Source organism: Arthrobacter koreensis, assembly GCF_009193255.1.
Taxonomy (GTDB): domain Bacteria; phylum Actinomycetota; class Actinomycetes; order Actinomycetales; family Micrococcaceae; genus Arthrobacter_B; species Arthrobacter_B koreensis.
The window spans coordinates 1216629-1232244 of the sequence record NZ_WACG01000001.1 but is presented as its reverse complement, the minus strand read 5'-3'; the positions used below and the strand labels follow the sequence as shown (position 1 = coordinate 1232244).

At 60.9% G+C, this 15616-nt stretch carries 13 protein-coding genes and 1 pseudogene; 8 read left to right on the top strand and 6 right to left on the bottom strand.

The window, feature by feature from the left end:
* Positions 1-18: 18 nt before the first annotated feature.
* The 3 genes from gnd to dnaA all read right to left on the bottom strand — a co-directional run bounded on the left by gnd (position 19) and on the right by dnaA (position 4147).
* On the bottom strand, positions 19-975 hold the full coding sequence (gene gnd, locus GD628_RS05845) for a phosphogluconate dehydrogenase (NAD(+)-dependent, decarboxylating) (RefSeq protein WP_152274088.1): 957 nt from the start codon (positions 973-975) through the stop codon (positions 19-21).
* A 67-nt stretch (positions 976-1042) separates the two neighbouring features.
* The gene (gene dnaN / locus GD628_RS05840; protein WP_152274087.1) at positions 1043-2167 is read right to left on the bottom strand and encodes a DNA polymerase III subunit beta; all 1125 of its coding nucleotides are present in this window, start codon (positions 2165-2167) and stop codon (positions 1043-1045) included.
* A 561-nt stretch (positions 2168-2728) separates the two neighbouring features.
* Positions 2729-4147: a chromosomal replication initiator protein DnaA gene (dnaA, locus tag GD628_RS05835; protein ID WP_091600878.1), complete on the bottom strand. Its 1419-nt coding sequence runs from the start codon at positions 4145-4147 to the stop codon at positions 2729-2731.
* Positions 4148-4609: 462 nt separating this feature from the next.
* Between dnaA and rpmH the strand changes: the two genes are divergently transcribed.
* From rpmH to GD628_RS05795, 8 genes are all read left to right on the top strand, one after another.
* On the top strand, positions 4610-4747 hold the full coding sequence (gene rpmH, locus GD628_RS05830; RefSeq protein ID WP_055854070.1) for a 50S ribosomal protein L34: 138 nt from the start codon (positions 4610-4612) through the stop codon (positions 4745-4747).
* 61 nt (positions 4748-4808) lie between these two features.
* Positions 4809-5153, top strand: coding sequence for a ribonuclease P protein component (gene rnpA, locus GD628_RS05825; protein WP_152274086.1), 345 nt, complete (start codon positions 4809-4811; stop codon positions 5151-5153).
* A 29-nt stretch (positions 5154-5182) separates the two neighbouring features.
* A complete protein-coding gene (yidD, locus tag GD628_RS05820; RefSeq protein ID WP_176697493.1) occupies positions 5183-5572 on the top strand; it encodes a membrane protein insertion efficiency factor YidD in 390 nt (129 codons plus the stop codon).
* A 9-nt stretch (positions 5573-5581) separates the two neighbouring features.
* Positions 5582-6544 carry a membrane protein insertase YidC gene (gene yidC, locus GD628_RS05815; protein ID WP_091600881.1) on the top strand — a complete coding sequence of 321 codons (963 nt, stop codon included), beginning with the start codon at positions 5582-5584 and terminating at the stop codon, positions 6542-6544.
* Positions 6541-7074, top strand: a complete 534-nt coding sequence (locus GD628_RS05810; RefSeq protein ID WP_091600882.1) for a Jag family protein — start codon at positions 6541-6543, stop codon at positions 7072-7074. Before yidC ends, GD628_RS05810 begins: the two co-directional genes overlap by 4 nt.
* A gap of 53 nt (positions 7075-7127) precedes the next feature.
* A complete protein-coding gene (gene rsmG / locus GD628_RS05805; RefSeq protein ID WP_091600883.1) occupies positions 7128-7757 on the top strand; it encodes a 16S rRNA (guanine(527)-N(7))-methyltransferase RsmG in 630 nt (209 codons plus the stop codon).
* 114 nt (positions 7758-7871) lie between these two features.
* Positions 7872-9011 carry a ParA family protein gene (locus GD628_RS05800; protein ID WP_226802355.1) on the top strand — a complete coding sequence of 380 codons (1140 nt, stop codon included), beginning with the start codon at positions 7872-7874 and terminating at the stop codon, positions 9009-9011.
* A gap of 101 nt (positions 9012-9112) precedes the next feature.
* Positions 9113-10477: a ParB/RepB/Spo0J family partition protein gene (locus tag GD628_RS05795; RefSeq protein WP_091600884.1), complete on the top strand. Its 1365-nt coding sequence runs from the start codon at positions 9113-9115 to the stop codon at positions 10475-10477.
* Between the two features lie 2757 nt (positions 10478-13234).
* Here the strand turns inward: GD628_RS05795 and GD628_RS16895 are convergent.
* The 3 genes and pseudogenes from GD628_RS16895 to trxA all read right to left on the bottom strand — a co-directional run bounded on the left by GD628_RS16895 (position 13235) and on the right by trxA (position 15604).
* Positions 13235-13814: pseudogene (locus GD628_RS16895) on the bottom strand (dihydrofolate reductase family protein).
* Positions 13815-14080: 266 nt separating this feature from the next.
* Positions 14081-15268, bottom strand: a complete 1188-nt coding sequence (locus GD628_RS05785) for a peptidoglycan-binding protein (RefSeq protein ID WP_091600885.1) — start codon at positions 15266-15268, stop codon at positions 14081-14083.
* A gap of 9 nt (positions 15269-15277) precedes the next feature.
* Complete coding sequence (trxA, locus tag GD628_RS05780; RefSeq protein WP_055242830.1) at positions 15278-15604, bottom strand: thioredoxin; 327 nt, start codon at positions 15602-15604, stop codon at positions 15278-15280.
* Positions 15605-15616 lie beyond the last annotated feature (12 nt).

The following is a 15616-nucleotide window of genomic DNA, read 5'->3' as shown; positions in this document are numbered from 1 at the left end:
CATCCAGCCTACAACCGCTTACTCCGGGGCCCCTGTTTCCCCTATGGCCTGTTCTGCCTCTGTCTGGGCGGCCTTCCCGGCGGGCTCCGGACCGGACACCTGCCTTACGGCGTGCCCACCGAACTGTCCGCGCAGGGCCGCGACCAGTTTCATCGCCGGTGACTCCTCCTGGCGCGAGACGAAACGGGCAAACACCGCTGCGGAGATCACCGGCGCCGGAACCTCCGCGGCCAGTGCTTCCTCGACGGTCCAGCGGCCCTCCCCGGAATCTTCCACGAAGCCTTCGATCCGGCTGAGCCCCGGGTCTTCCTCCACTGCCCTTACCGCCAGTTCCAGCAGCCAGGAACGGATGACTGTTCCGCTCTGCCAGGCACGGAGGATGCCTCCGGTGTCCTCGATGATGTCCTGTGATTCGAGGAGTTCATAGCCCTCGGCATAGGCCTGCATGAGCCCGTACTCGATTCCGTTGTGCACCATCTTGGCGTAGTGGCCCGCGCCTACAGCGCCGGCGTGCACGAACCCGTCCTCGCGTGCCCCGTCAGGGCGCAGCGCGTCGAAGACCGGCATGGCTTCGATGACGTCGGCTTCTTCCCCGCCAACCATCAGTCCGTATCCGGTCTCCCGTCCCCAGACTCCGCCGGAGACCCCGCAGTCCAGGTACCGGATGCCCCGCGATGCCAGCTGCTCGGCGTGTTTCCGGTCATCGGTGTAGCGGGAATTTCCGCCTTCAATGACGAGGTCTCCCTCGCTGAGCACTTCGGCCAGGTCTGTGATGACCGCAGAGGTGGCGCTGCCGCTGGGAACCATCACCCAGACGATTCGCGGAACTGTCAGCCGCGCCGCCAGGTCCCTGAGCGAGCCTGCGTCCGAGGACACTGGGTTCCGGTCGAATCCGGATACCTGGATGCCTTTGGAACGCAGCCTCTCCCTCATGGGAAGGCCCATCTTTCCGAGTCCAATCAAACCCACATGCATGTCGGTTCCTCCCTGCTCAGGTCCACTGACGTGGACTGGAAAGGCTCTCGAGATGCGGGTGAAAGCCCTACTGGTTAGGCAGCCGGACCGGCATCAGCAGGTACCGGTAGTCTTCCTGGTCGTCGCCGGTGAGCTCTTCCTGCGCGGAGATCACGGCCGGCTTCGGCGGGGTGGTGAAGGAAAAACGCACGTACTTGCTCGGGAAGGCACCCAGGCCTTCGCTGAGGTAGTGCGGGTTGAAGGCAACGGTGATGTCGTCGCCGACGAGCGATGCCTCGAGCGCCTCGGAGGCCTGGGCATCTTCACCGGTACCGGCGTCGAGCGTCACCTGTCCGTCCGTGAAGGCGAGGCGCACGGGAGTGTTCCGCTCAGCAACAAGCGAAACGCGGCGCACGGCTTCCACCAGCGCATGTGTTTCCACGGTGGCGTGGATCGGGGTGTTCTCCGGGAACAGCGAGCGGATCTTGGGGTAGTCCCCGTCCACCAGCAGCGACGTGGTGCGGCGTCCACCGCTTTCGAAACCGATTAGTTCGCTGTCTCCGGACAGTGCAATGTTCAGGTCTCCGCCGCTGCCGAGTGTCTTTGCGACTTCGTTCAGGGTTTTGGCCTTCACCAGTGCGGAAGTCGAGATACCCGGGGTTGCCGGCTTCCACGGGAGTTCACGCAGGGCGAGCCGGTAGCGGTCGGTGGCAAGGAAGGTAATGAGATCATCTTCGATTTCCATCCGTACGCCGGTGAGGATCGGCAGGGTGTCGTCGCGGCTCGCGGCGATAATCACCTGTGAAACGGCCTGCGCGAAGGCATTACCGTCGACGACGCCGCTGACGTCCGGAAGTGCCGGCAGTTCGGGGTATTCCGAGACCGGCATGGTTGCCAGGTTGAAGCGGCTGTTGCGGCAGGTAAGCGTGACCTTCGAACCATCGGTTTCCACATCCACTGGTGCGGAGGGAAGGCTGCGGCAGATTTCTGCCAGGAGCCGGCCCGAGACAAGGATGGTGCCTTCTTCAGAGATGTCCGCCGGGATCTGAAGCCTCGCCGAAATCTCGTAGTCGAAGCTGGCAATGCTAAGAGAACCGGATTCGGCCTTGATCAGCAGGCCGGAAAGCACAGGAACCGGCGGGCGGGGGGAGAGGGACCGCGCTGTCCACGTAACCGCCTCGGCCAGGACATCCCGCTCAACTCTGAACTTCACTGCAGGGTGCCGCCTTTCACAACGTACTTATCAGTACTACTGAACTTTCATGAACACGTGAGGGAGCAAATCGTGCGGCAGTGCCGCCCGGGCTGTCCGCCTGGGAATCACAACAATACTCTGTGCCAGCTTACCGCCAGCATGGTTTTCCCTGCACGGCTTACCGGCAGGGAGAGGGCTTTGTGCGTTTGCCCAACAGCACCGGACCCACGCTCCGGTTCCTTGAAGATCCCCGATCGAGAAGATCGGATGTTTGGCGTGGAAGGTCAGATGTTATTTGGTGGAACCCAATTTCTTAAGATTCGTAGTGTTAATAACTCCTGTGGATACTGTGGACAACCAGCCCCATCGGCCCGAATCTGCGTTTTAAGCCTGTTGATAACTTGTGGATGGCCAGCCTACGCGCTGAGGCCAGGTGTTGGGAACTTTTTTGTCGTTCCGCGTATCCACAGGGAAGCACTGGAAGTTCGGGGTTGTCCACCGAGTTATCCACACCCTTGTCCACATCTGTTAATCTCGAGCCCCTTCGGGGCCCTTACATCCCTGCGTTGGCGCGGATTTCTAGGCTTCGCGCTGTTGCTGCTTGATGCGGTTAGTCAGCTCCGTGACCTGGTTGTAGATGGCCCGGCGCTCAGCCATGAGTTCACGGATCTTCCGGTCAGCGTGGATAACGGTGGTGTGGTCCCGTCCACCGAGTTCCTGACCGATTTTCGGAAGCGACATGTCAGTCAGTTCGCGGCAGAGATACATGGCGATCTGCCGCGCGGTCACCAGGGTCCGGGTGCGCGACTTGCTGCACAGTTCTTCCAGGCTGATCTGGAAGTACGCCGCTGTCTGTCCAAGGATGGAGGCCGCAGTGATTTCCTGGGCGCCGTCGTCGGTAATGAGGTCCTTGAGGACAATCTCCGCCAGGCCCACGTCAACCTGCTGCCGGTTAAGGCTGGCGAACGCGGTGACGCGAATCAGTGCCCCTTCGAGTTCGCGGATGTTGGTCGAGATTTTCGAGGCGATGTATTCGAGGACATCGTCCGGGGCGCTGAGCGAATCCCCGATCGCTTTCTTGCGCAGGATCGCAATGCGGGTTTCCAGCTCCGGAGGCTGGACATCCGTGAGCAGGCCCCATTCGAAACGCGACCGCATGCGTTCTTCGAACCCGGAGAGCTGCTTGGGCGGCAAGTCAGAGGTGATTACCACCTGCTTGTTGTGGTTGTGCAGCGCATTGAAGGTGTGGAAGAACTCTTCCTGCGTTGCGTCCTTGTTGGCGAGGAACTGGATGTCGTCAATAAGAAGGATGTCCACGTTGCGGTAGAGCTGCTTGAAACTCGCGCCCTCGTCATAGCGGATGGAGTTGATGAAGTCGTTGGTGAATTCCTCGGAGTTCACGTAGCGCACACGGATGCCCGTGTAGAGGTGGCGGGCGTAGTGCCCAATCGCGTGGAGGAGGTGGGTCTTGCCCAGTCCGGAGTCACCGTAGATAAAGAGCGGGTTGTAGGCCTTCGCCGGCGCCTCGGCCACCGCAACTGCGGCTGCGTGGGCAAAACGGTTGGACGAACCGATGACGAAAGTCTCAAAAACGTACTTGGGGTTCAGCCGGCCGAATTCCTGGGACGTGCTCGGCGGAGTGGGCGACGGCGCACTCTCGCCGGTCGGGACGGGCGAGGGGGAAGCTTCTTCCGGCTCGGGCTCCGGTTCCGCCTGTACTACCGGCGTCAGATCGGCGTCGATCACGAATGCGCACTGGATGTCCGCCTGAAAGACGGTCTTGAGGACTTCGTCGAGGATGTTCTTCAGCTGTGTCTGGAGGACTTCGCGGGTCAGTTCATTAGGTACGGCGACCAGCAGGGTAGTGCCGATCAGGCCCTGGGCCTGGGCCAGGACCACGAATCCGCGCTGCCGGGGCGAGACCCTGTCATCGGATTCCAGCGTCCGGATGACCTTGCGCCAGGAGCTGCCGACATCGTTGATTTCGTCCGTACCCACAAAAACCTCTCGTGACGCCCGATCCGGGCGGTCTAAGAAACCGGGATCCAGGCCTGGATTCCGGGGAGCTCATCCACAGAGTTATACACAGCGGTGGATAAATGCCCCGCGCCAAGCCTAGATCAAGTTTTCCCCAGCCGGTAGCTGGATTCCTGCGCCCCTGCGGGACTTGGGATGTCACTCACAATGACACGCCGGAGCGTGGTCCGCGGCACTTGTCCACAGGTGTTGATAGTTTCGGGCTCACAGGCCGTGGATCCCCGGTTTGACTGGATTGGGGCTCTCACCTAACGTTGAGTAGTCCTTTGTGTCTGCTATCTGCACTCATTCATGCCCATCAGGGTTCTGGGAATCAGGGTCCAGGTCCGGGTTGAGCGTAGTCAGTCACATGAAAACTTAGCGCCGCTTGTGCTTCCCCCTTGATGCAGCAGGCGCAGCGCATATTGTCTTGGAGTAACCACCGTGAGCAAGCGGACTTTTCAGCCGAATAACCGCCGTCGTGCCAAGAAGCACGGCTTCCGCCTTCGCATGCGTACCCGTGCCGGCCGTGCCATCCTTTCTGCACGCCGTTCCAAGGGCCGCACCGAACTGTCGGCGTAAAACAGCCTTAGGTTTGCCGATGCTGCAGCAGCAGCTCAGTCCCACCATCCTGGCCTCCTGAATGCTGGCCGCGAGGAACCGGGTACGGTCGTCGGCGGATTTTTCCCATACCGTACGTTCCGGTGCCCGAAGCGGGCGCCGGAACGTAGTCTTATATGCAGTGCCAAACCCGGCCGCGCCTACGCGCGTCGGGTTCATTGTGTCGAAGGCAGTTGGGAACGCCGTGACACGCAACCTCGTTAAGAGAAGACTGAGAGAAGCAGCAGCGCAGAGCCTGGCAGAAAACCCCACCGGGTTGGACATTGTCGTCAGAGCGCTGCCGCCGGCGGCGTCGGCGTCGTGGGCGCAGTTAAGCGCCGACTACGCAGGTGCCCTCTGCGCATGTTTGAACAAGCTTTCCCGGTAAGATCCACACAGATGAGGGAGGGGCAGAGCATGGGCCGCACCGGAAGTGATCCGGCGAAGGCCTCTGCCAGTGCTGCCTTTTTCCGTGCTGTTCTGCTCTTTGTCTGGCACCTGCCGCGGAATCTTCTCATCGGTTTCCTCATCGCCTACCGCAAGGTGGTCTCCCCGCTCTACGGTCCGGTGTGCCGTTTCTTCCCTTCCTGCTCGGCTTACGCCCTGGAGGCCATCACCGTGTACGGCGCGGTGAAGGGGAGCTGGCTGGCAGGCCGGAGGCTCGTACGGTGCCACCCCTGGAACGACGGCGGAGTGGACCATGTGCCCGCCGGTGGCCGGACCTGGCCCCAGGAGTCAGTTCCCAAGATTATTGTGCTGAATCATCCCGTGATTCCGGCAGACGAAGACAGCCGCTCGGCGGCTTGAGGAGTGTAAATGGGTTTCTTCGACACGATCATGTTTCCATTCAAGTGGGTGGTGTCATGGATCATGTGGATCTTCCACGAGGGATTTGTCTTCCTCGGGATGGACGCCGCCTCCGGTTGGACCTGGACCCTTTCCATCATTGGCCTGGTTATCGTCATCCGGGCCGCCCTGATCCCGGTCTTCGTCAAGCAGATCAAAGCCCAGCGGGGCATGCAGTCGCTGCAGCCTGACCTGCGCAAGCTGCAGCAGAAGTACAAGGGCAAGACGGACCAGCTCTCGCGCCAGGCAATGACGCAGGAGCAGATGGCGCTCTACAAGAAGCACGGCACCAACCCGTTCGCCGCCTGCCTGCCAATGCTGATCCAAATGCCGTTCTTCTTTGCCCTTTTCCAGGTGCTGAACGGCGTTTCCAACGCCAGCTCCGGCGGCGAGGGGATCGGCGCGCTGAGCCACGACGCCGTCGTTCAGTTCGATGAGGCGACCATCCTGGGCGCTCCGCTCTCGTCGTCGCTGCTCCACGGATTCGGCACTGAGGGCCACACGTCAGTCGTTGTCCTCTCGATCATCATGATCATCGCCATGACTGCCTCGCAGTTCATTACGCAGAAGCAGATCATGTCCAAGAACATGTCTGAAGAAGCGCTGCAGAGCCCGTTCATGCGCCAGCAGAAGATGATGCTGTACGTACTGCCGCTGGTATTCGGCATTGGTGGTATCAACTTCCCCATCGGTGTCCTGATCTACTGGACCACCACCAACCTGTGGACCATGGCACAGCAGTTCTTCGTCATCCGCCGTATGCCTACTCCCGGTTCCCCCGCAGCCAAGGCCCTGGCCGAACGCCGTGCCGCCAAGGGCCTGCCCATGGTCCCCCTGCTGGGTGAAAAGAAGACCGAGCCCGCCGAAGAAGTACCCGTCCCCGCCAAGGGCCAGCGCCAGCAGCCCCAGCGCAAGAACAGGAAGAAAAGATGAGTACTGAGCACGTCGACGAGACCGTGGAAGAACTGGCTGCCGGCAACGGCGCTGCAAGCCGCCTGGAGGAAGAGGGCGACGTAGCCGCCGACTACCTCGAGGAACTGCTGGACATTGCCGATATCGATGGTGATATCGACATTGAGGTCCGCAGTGGCCGCACCTACATCTCGGTGGTTTCCGAGGAAGGTGACGACTCCGGTCTCCAGGCGCTCGTGGGCCGCGACGGTGAGGTCCTTGAGGCCCTGCAGGAGCTGACCCGCCTCTCCGTACTGACTGCCACGGACAGCCGCTCACGCCTCGTGCTGGACATCTCCGGATACCGCAGGGAGCGCAGCGAGGAACTGCACCGCATCGCCGAGGACGCTGTCTCACGCGCCAAGACGTCGGGCAAGGATATTGCCCTGGCTCCGATGAGCGCCTATGAACGCAAGATCGTGCACGACGCCGTAGCGGAGCTTGGACTCGTCAGCGAGTCCGAGGGCGAAGGCGCAGGCCGACATATCGTGGTGTCCCTCTCCGACGCTTAGCTTCGCCGGTTCGGGATCCGCGAGTACTTATCTAGGACAAGGATTGTTTTCACGTGGTTGAGATAACGCCTGCCGAACATACGGCGGCGGTTAAGGTCTTTGGTGACCGTCTGCCCCTGGCCGAGCGTTACGTTGAGCACCTGGCAACTTCGGGGATGGAGCGGGGCCTCCTCGGACCCCGTGAGGTTCCCCGGCTATGGAGCCGCCACGTGCTGAACTGTGCCGTTGTGGCTGAGCTTATTCCGCAGGGCAGCAAGGTTGCGGACGTCGGCTCCGGTGCCGGATTGCCCGGTCTCTGCCTGGCGATTGCCCGGCCGGACCTTTCGATGACGCTCATTGAGCCGCTTGAACGGCGGGTTACGTGGCTCAACGAAGTGATTGAAGACCTCAAACTGGATAACGTCTCTGTCATCCGCGGACGTGCTGAGCAGGCCGTTGGCAAGGTGGACGTGGATGTTGTGACTGCCCGTGCGGTCTCCGCCCTGTCCGGACTCTGCGGCCTGACCATTCCGCTCCTGGGAGGCTCCGGGGTTGTCCTGGCTATCAAGGGACGAAGCGCTGCCGAGGAAATCGAAAAAGCGGCAAAGCAGATCCGCAAGCTGGGCGGGAAGGAAACCACGGTAGTGACTGCCGGGTCAGACGTCCTCGAGGAGCACACCACAGTCGTGCGGATTGTGGTTTAGTCCCGCGCAGCGTTCTTGCGCTGTGCACACACCCGGACCGATCCCGATATTTCCCGGGGCAGCCGATAGGCTAGTGGCAGTAATGCCTTATGTTGTGAAAGTGAGCATGTCCCGGTGAGTGTGCGCGATTCTGCCGCAAAACGAATTCCCCCCTTTGCTGCGCTCGGCTCTGCCTTCTCCTCGCCTTTCTCAAGGTCACAACCTAAAGAGGTTGAGAAGCCCGAGAGTCACTTGCCTGTTTCACGTGAAACAGGACATGCTGTTCCAACACAGTCTGCCGGCGCATCCGATGTGCCTGAATCCGAGACCAGCGAAGGTGGTGTAGCCGGCCAGGCGGTCCTCCCGTCCGAGCCGGTAGACGTTATGGATCTGATGGACGAGAGCACGCCGCTAGCCCGCGAGCTGGCCAGCGAGACCCGCCGCCGCGAGAAGCTGATGGGCCGCGTGCTGCCACGTCCGGCAGAGACCCGGATCATGACGGTGAGCAATCAGAAAGGCGGCGTTGGCAAGACGACTACAACCGTCAACATTGCTGCGGCGCTGGCGACGGCTGGTCTCAACGTCATGGTTATCGATATCGATCCGCAGGGAAATGCCTCAACGGCCCTGGGAATTGACCATCGAGCCGACGTCGAGAGCATCTATGACGTCCTCATCGATGACCTGCCGCTGGCCAATGTTGTAGCCCAGTGCCCGGACATCAAGAATCTGATCTGCGCGCCGGCAACTATCCACCTGGCGGGCGCCGAGATCGAGCTGGTCTCCCTCGTGGCACGCGAGCAGCGCCTCCGCCGGGCAATCGACGTGTACGCTGCCGAGCGCAAGGCCGCCGGCGAGGAACGGCTTGACTACATTTTCATTGACTGCCCGCCGAGCCTCGGCCTGTTGACGGTGAATGCATTCGTGGCAGCCAGGGAAGTCCTTATTCCCATCCAGTGTGAGTACTACGCCCTTGAGGGCCTCAGCCAGCTGCTGAAGAACATCGAAATGATCCAGAAGCACCTGAACGCCGACCTGGTTGTCTCCACGATCCTGCTCACGATGTACGACGGCCGCACCAACCTCGCTGCACAGGTTGCAGCCGAAGTACGGGAGCACTTCCCGCAGCAGGTTCTCTCGGCCGTTGTTCCGCGTTCGGTGCGCATTTCTGAGGCTCCCAGCTACCAGCAGACGGTCATGACGTACGACCCCTCATCCACGGGTGCATTGTCCTATCTGGAAGCCGCTGCCGAGATCTCCCAGCGATCCGTCTAGACACTCCCTCCGGGTTGCCGGGCCCCGGCGGCCTTCAACCGTAGAATACATTCACAATCAATCCATGCCGCTTGCTGTGCGCATAAGGGAAGGACTTACCCATGACCGAAAAGCGTCGTGGTTTGGGCCGGGGTCTGGGTGCGTTGATCCCCAGTGCTGCTGAGCCTGCTGAAGCAACCGAATCAGGCCAGTCTGCACGTGCCGGGCGGCCGGTCGATCTGTTCTTTACCTCCGTTAGTGATGAGGCAGGAGCTGCGCGCACCAGCGGACCGCGGCGCGGAGCGGGAATCAACAAAGAGGCGTTGCAGACGCCCGCAAAGAAAAAACCCGCAACGCGGTCCTCCTCCACCCGTACGGGGACTACAGGGCGTAAAACCGTATCGGACCGCTCCCTGGAAACGCCGCCTACTGCGACTGTGGAGGCCGATCAGCCCACCGGGAAGGTTGCGGCACGGAAGGCGGCATCCAAGCCCGCAGGAAGGGCTCCCAAGGACGCTGACCCAGATGCCGGCCGCATCGCCGCAGTCACCGGTGCACAGGATGCTGCGGCGGAAGACAAGACTCGTCCTGCTGTAGACGAGGGCGACACTCCTCCTGCAGGCGAAGGCGGCACCGTTTCACGTGAAACGTTGATGGAGGTTCCTGGTGCGCGGTTCGCGGAGCTGCCGATCGACTCGATCCACCCCAACCGGAAGCAGCCACGCAGCGTCTTTGATGAAGATGACATGTCTGAACTGGTCCACTCCATTAGGGAAATTGGAGTGCTCCAGCCGATCGTCGTCCGTCCATCCGCTGAGGGCGACGATGACCATCCATACGAACTCGTCATGGGTGAACGGAGGTGGCGTGCCAGCCGAGAGGCCGGCCTCACCGCGGTACCTGCGATCATCCGCTCTACCCAGGACGTGGATCTTCTCCGTGACGCCCTGCTGGAGAACCTGCACCGCAGCCAGCTGAATCCGCTCGAAGAGGCTGCCGCGTACCAGCAGCTTCTGGACGATTTTGAATGCTCCCATGAGGAACTCGCAGAGCGTATCGGCCGGTCCAGACCGCAGATATCCAACACCCTTCGGTTGATGAAGCTCCCTCCGCTGGTGCAACGCAGGCTCGCAGCGGGTGTACTGTCAGCTGGTCATGCGCGGGCGCTTCTGGGTCTCAACGATCCTGCCGAGATGGAGAAACTCGCGCAGAAGATCGTAGCAGAAGGAATGTCCGTTCGGGCCACGGAGGAAGTCGTCTCGCTGTCTGACGGGATCCGCCGTCCGGCGAAGGAAGCCAAGCCGAAGGTAGGTGCCCGGCATGAGAGGCTGGACTACTTGGCAAACTCACTGTCCGACCGCCTGGACACGAACGTCAAGATTACCCTCGGAGCGCGCAAGGGTAAGGTCAGCATCGAGTTCGCGAGCGTTGATGACTTGAATCGCATTATGTCAGTGCTGAACCCCGTAGAGGGCGCTGCTTCATAGAGTGGCATGACCAAGACCTGGATGGGCCGCTGTTTCACGTGAAACAGCGGCCCATTTTCTGTCGGTGCGGAACCGCCGGTTTCCAGGAAACGTCGACGCCAGCCGTAAGGCCAGGAACAAAACCCCCATTCGACAATCCTTCAGTGCCCTGCCGCTGAGGCTCTACCAATGTTCCGGCCGTACGAGTACTACGGGGCGCCATGCGATGCGGAGGTATCTTAAGTGGTCTGGAAGTTTCACGTGAAACATGTAAGTCGTAGCTTCATAACCTTTCGCACCCGCGCATAAGGGATCACGGCGTGTCAGACCTTGTAGGTGTCCTCATGCACCCCCCTTGCAAGTTGGGTTGACAGTGCCACAAGGTATGGAAGACAAAAGTACCTTGGGGACGCCTGATTTCTTGAAAGCCTTGCCCGTACGCGCTGACAGCGATTCACGTGAAACCGTCTGTCACGCGAGCTAAGCGAGCTAGGCTATAGTGCGCACCATTTGAAGCACAGACTGTGGAGGACTGCCCGCCGGTGGACAACGAACGTGAACGTCGACCTCGAATCTGGAAACGAACCTGAACAAAAGGACCTTGTATAGCCGGTATGCCCGCACCATCTAATGTATGGCAACTAAATCGCTATGTGTTCCTGGATGGTGAGAGACAGGAACTCTGAGTCCCAGGCGAAACCACTTGGGGAAGGACTATCCCGGGTTCGGCTTTCCGTGCGGGGCACCTTCAAACTCTTTCATGTCTCCGTTCTGATGCTTGACGTCTAGCTTCGAACTGGAACGGACTCTACGAAGCTCCTACTGTTTCACGTGAAACAGGGAGGCGTGTGCACGTCCATGGCGCCTGTGAGTGTGAAGCCGCTCAGGGGAAGCTCTGAGGGCTGACACGACAGCTAGAGCGTGCCCAAAGGAGCACACGCGATGTCGAGCAGCTCAGTGATGTCCACACCGATCCCGCGTTTACTGCGACTCATTTCCTGTTTATGGGACTAATTCGCGGGATCGACACGACACGCCTAAGTTCCTAGCCGATTCACTTGGGCTCGTTCCGTTTCACGTGCAACGGCGCATTTCGACACGTCCTTCGAACGGGATCCCGGAGGTGAGGGGAGATGCAGCAGCATTGATTCGCTGCTGACAGGTCTACGCCCAATTCTTCCAAGAGAGTTCGTACAGAAACCTCGCTCCACTCGTCCGAGCTCTAGGCAAGCTGCAGTGCACCTCTTGGCTATAGATATCTCCTATGTCACACAACTTGGGTTCCTCAGGATGCTCATTGGGTGCAGGGATGGTGCCAACGAATGGCGCGGGTTGAAAGCCCGGTGTTCTGAGTCGGAATGCGGACCCCGGTTTCACGTGAAACGACGAATAGTTCCAGGCCGATCCTTGGGTGCGGCAGTCGCATGCCGTGCCGGCGACGTGCAAATAGATCGGCTGCCGCGACGCCCACGTGTGCCGCCTCTGTCCGCGTGGCAAACCCTCCGTATGTTTTTTGGCCGCAACAAGCGGCAACTCACAATGAGCCCGTGCGCAGGTAGTTCGTCGGTCCATCAGATCCACACGGTATGCCATGGGCCGGATCAGCCCGCGCCGCATGGGCGTAGCTACTTCAGAGCAGCTACTTTTGGATCTACTCCGAATGCGCGGAGAACATCCGACGTTGCGCCATAGTCCTGTCGGTGCGCTCTTCGGTGAGTGCTTCCGGCCCAGTCACACGCCTTTCGACTCACTCGTGAGCCTCGTGGGTTGCCCTGGCACCTCAGATAGCATGCTGAACGTCGTCATCGTTTCACGTGAAACGACCCGTCCCGGCCTCGGCACGGCCTGGCTGCAGGGGCACGAGGGATGCGGCGGGAGTCCCTCATGGCCGTCTGTACCGGCACTACAAGGTTGCGGCAAGCTTGACGCCGTTGCTGACAATAGTCGCGTACAGAGGGAGTTCCTCAGCAGATGGCGGTTCCTAGGGTGACCTCGTATTTTCAGCGCCCAGGTTAGGAGGAATTGCGTGGAATCGACACGGCTCCATGCAGTTGTTGGTAGGCCTTACCCACGGTCACTGGCATCCTTACGTGCATCATCCCGAGGAGACTGTCATGGAACCTGTGCGCGAGTGAGTCCCGCGTTCTAACCGTGGTGGACAATCGGGCCGGAGCCATTGAACGTTGCCGTCCCGCAAAGTAAGCGGATGAAACACAGGAATGGTGCTTGTTGTTTTCATGCGGGCGGAACACGCCCCTCCGGCTCACCCATCAAGGCCGGCGATTAGAACACCGAGCTATTCACAGACGAGGTGGGTGCCAGCACAACCATCGACAATGAGAATGTAATGAAAACCCCGGAGAGGTTTGGGTCTGACAGGTACTCACGGCTTTCATTTCGGAAGTCTACGACGGACCCACGCGTGATAACTGCGACACCGGGCTGACTGTACGCGTTTCACGTGAAACACCTGCGGGTGCCGAATCGGCGGCAGGAATTGACGAGGAACGGCTTGGCACCTCGCATTTTCGAAGGAGTGCATCCGCGGGCCGAGTGTCGTCGAGCTCCGCGAGAATCCCGTGCGATCTACTGGGCATCAGCTACGGGGTTGCTCGATACTAGAAGGATCTCAACGCCGGCCGGCTTAAATAGCGTAGCTTCTTCGCGTAGTGCCTACAGCGAGCTTGAGTAGATACCGAGGCGCAGGTAGGTAATTGTCCAAGTGAGTGCGAGTATTTGAGCATCCCGGAATGGGCGACACCGCTGCGCATTGATCCACTACCTCGCATGAACGTTATAGCGCACGTGGAGTACTCCCTTGCCGGTAACCACCGGGGATCGCCGAGGGAGTGCATAGCGTCGACGCTGCCGAAAAAGCGGTGACCTGCCCCGAACGCAACGGGGGCAATATCCATCCGCACCTCATCGACGAAGCCGGCAGCGAATGCCTGTCCACCGACGTCACCGGCGGCAACTTCGACTATCCGATCGCGGGCCAGATCTTGGGCCCTGGCAACGGCTGCCTCAACACCGTCGGCGAAGACGAATGAGCCTCGCGGACCCCAACCCTCTGGGGGAGGCCTGCGCGTAACAATCACCATGTGGTCCACACCCGATGGTGGTGCCCCACCCCAGCCATCCGTCAGGTCAAACACCCGACGCCCGGCGATCGTCACGCCGATCCGGTCCCAGTACGAATGGGTGTAATCGTAGGAGGACTGAGTAACCCGAAGCTGACCATCTGCGCCTAGTGCGACGTCGCCGTTGGTCAGCCAGTCGACAGCGGCCCTGGCTGGTCCTGTTTCTTCGATATATAGCCGTCAACCGAAACGGATCCGTACAGGACAACCTTGCCCATAACTTCCTCCCTAGCTCACCCGAATAGCTCAGAGCTGCAGCTGCTTCTCGCGTTGCCACTAGGGGGCCGAGCATCGGGATGACTATGCCGGGGCGGCGCGAGTGCCAGGACACAAGGCTAACGTGACGGTGGTCGGAGGCCGTGCTTGGAACGGAATAGCTCCCAGACCGGTAGTTTCACGGCAGAAACAACACGGAATAGTTTCCCAACAAAAAGAGCAATGCCGCGCAGACCAAATCCTGGTCTGCGCGGCATGTACGGGGTTATTAGAGGCCGGAAACCCGGCGGCGGTCTTCCATCGGGTTGAAACGGCTCACGTCATCGAGTGCCAGGGTGCCGGTGGGCTGGTCTTCCTCCTCCAGCAGGTACAGGCGCTGGATGGCGATGACAATCGAATCCGCGACCGTCTGCCGGAACACCGGATCAGCAAGCCGGTGTGCGTCGTGGAAGTTGCTGAGGTACCCAAGATCGATTCCCACGGAAGGGATGCCCGGCAGCTTGAGCGTGTCCCACGTGCGGGCGTGCACGCCGAGACTTGCCATGTCGGTACGCGCGGCGAGCTCCTTGATCATGAGGATGGCTGCGCGCTGGCCAATGGGGGACCGCGGCTCACCCGTGACGGGAAGCCCCCAGTAGTAGGCGGCTATACCCGAGGCCGCCGGCTGGTCCAGCCAGTCACAGTGGATGTTCACGTTCAGGCTTGGTGTGCGGCCTGGAGCTCCCTCTGCAGCAGCAGCGGCGTCGAACTCCACCACCTCTGCGCCGAACTCCCGCAGGATGCGCTCAACCCGTACCCGCACGTCAGTAGCCACCAGCAGTTCGGTGAGGGGCTCTCCGGTCAACCGCTCGGCAACATGCGCGGAGGGCGTCGCGGACTTGCCGGTGTTCAGGGTGATGGTGCGTCCGCGCAGCGCTGCCGTGGAGCGGTCCAACCGCTCGTAATCGCGCAATGCATACGCCTGGCTGGGTGAAATTGCCCGGTTGACGCGTGACATAGCGGTCATCGTGTCCCCGTCGCAGACACCGGTGCCGGGAATCCCGAGGTTCTCCTGCAGCTCGGCCACCGCGTAGCGGGTTCGGACCCCAAACTCCCCGTCAATGTGGCCGTAGTAGAAACCCAGGTGGGAGAGGTGGCGCTGCAGCTCCGCGACGTCGTCTCCGCGTACCGCAGGCTGATCCTCGGAGAAGGCGAGTACCCGGTCCCCAAAACGGAACTGCGCCTCGGCCAGCGCGCGCTGGGTGTCGGGCCCGGCAACGCCGTCGACAATCAGGCCGCGGCTCTGCTGGAAGGCGCGCACGGCTGCGTCCACGTGGTCGTCGAAGACCGCCGGGTTATTGACCGAGTCGGGGGCGAGGTAGGACATGGAAATGCCGGCACGCAGCAGCGCTTCACGAAGCGCCACCACGCGCCGGCTGGAGTCCAGCCTCCGCAGACTCTCGTCCGTCGGATGCATAGTGGGGACCTACTTCAGGTAGGCCGCGAATTCCTGCTCAAGGACCTGCTTCGGCTTGGCACCGATGGACGTGGCCGCAACCTCACCGCCCTTGAAGACGTAGACCGCCGGAATGGAAGTGATGCCGTACTTCGCGGCGATGGCCGGGTTGTCGTCGACGTTGACCTTTACGACGTCGACCTTGTCCGAGTACTCAGCGGCGATGTCATCCAGGATGGGGGAGAGCATGCGGCACGGTCCGCACCACTCGGCCCAGAAGTCCACGATGACCGGCTTGTCGGCTGCCAGCACGTCGGTGCTGAACGAGGAATCCGTTACGTCTTTGGCGTTGCTCATGGTTCTTGCTCC

Excerpts from the sequence above, each read along its gene's own strand:
- gnd (WP_152274088.1), bottom strand. The coding sequence starts at position 975 with ATGCATGTGGGTTTGATTGGACTCGGAAAGATGGGCCTTCCCATGAGG.
- rnpA (WP_152274086.1), top strand. The coding sequence starts at position 4,809 with ATGCTGGCCGCGAGGAACCGGGTACGGTCGTCGGCGGATTTTTCCCAT.
- yidD (WP_176697493.1), top strand. The coding sequence starts at position 5,183 with ATGGGCCGCACCGGAAGTGATCCGGCGAAGGCCTCTGCCAGTGCTGCC.
- yidC (WP_091600881.1), top strand. The coding sequence starts at position 5,582 with ATGGGTTTCTTCGACACGATCATGTTTCCATTCAAGTGGGTGGTGTCA.
- GD628_RS05810 (WP_091600882.1), top strand. The coding sequence starts at position 6,541 with ATGAGTACTGAGCACGTCGACGAGACCGTGGAAGAACTGGCTGCCGGC.
- GD628_RS05795 (WP_091600884.1), top strand. The coding sequence starts at position 9,113 with ATGACCGAAAAGCGTCGTGGTTTGGGCCGGGGTCTGGGTGCGTTGATC.
- GD628_RS05785 (WP_091600885.1), bottom strand. The coding sequence starts at position 15,268 with ATGCATCCGACGGACGAGAGTCTGCGGAGGCTGGACTCCAGCCGGCGC.
- trxA (WP_055242830.1), bottom strand. The coding sequence starts at position 15,604 with ATGAGCAACGCCAAAGACGTAACGGATTCCTCGTTCAGCACCGACGTG.